Source organism: Geobacillus sp. ZGt-1 (assembly GCF_001026865.1).
Lineage (GTDB): Bacteria > Bacillota > Bacilli > Bacillales > Anoxybacillaceae > Geobacillus > Geobacillus thermoleovorans.
Genome location: NZ_LDPD01000136.1, coordinates 1 through 649 on the forward strand (window position 1 = coordinate 1; position 649 = coordinate 649).

Annotated in this window: 1 protein-coding gene; it reads right to left on the reverse strand. The window is 33.1% G+C overall.

The window, feature by feature from the left end; genetic code table 11:
* Nucleotides 1-134: 134 nt before the first annotated feature.
* Nucleotides 135-494: a 3'-5' exonuclease gene (locus VU18_RS21335; RefSeq protein WP_369793586.1), complete on the reverse strand. Its 360-nt coding sequence runs from the start codon at nt 492-494 to the stop codon at nt 135-137.
* Nucleotides 495-649: the final 155 nt, after the last annotated feature.

Genomic DNA, 649 nt, shown 5'->3' on the forward strand with positions numbered 1-649 from the left:
TTTTGCACATTCCTTCAGAACATCCCTATCCACTTTTCCGAAGGAATGCACTGAATTTTTTGTGAATTATAGCGGTGGGGAGAATTAAAATGAGAACCCCCTCGCTGAATTTGAAAAGGGGCTCTTGGTTTTATTTACATTTCTATTACTTCATATAGTGCAGAATCCATTTCATCAAGAAAAACTGAAGGTTTTCCGTAATAAAACATGTATAATATAAGCTTCGCTCTTGTCATTGATACATAAAGCAAACGCCGCTCGATATCCATGTACTCTGTTTCATCATCGTTCTCGGCTTCTTCGGAAGGAAGGGGAACCGTATCGTTATTAAGGTCAATGATCATTGCCACATCAAACTCCAAACCTTTCGATACATAAAATTTTATTTTTTGGCAGACGAGAAATATCAAACAACATCGACGTAAGGACCTCCTTTTCAGGAACGTATGTTCTATTAGCGAATATATGTTCTTATATTTTGTTGAAAAAGTCAAGTATAAATCGGAAAAAAAGGTTATGCCAGGGTGTTTTTGTGTATTTTCTTACATTAGTTAAACAGAGAAGAAAATAACATTTTTCATTATAATCAATTGATTATTTTCATTGCATATTTTAATATAAATGTTGTGAAATAAGTTTTTTGTTGTTT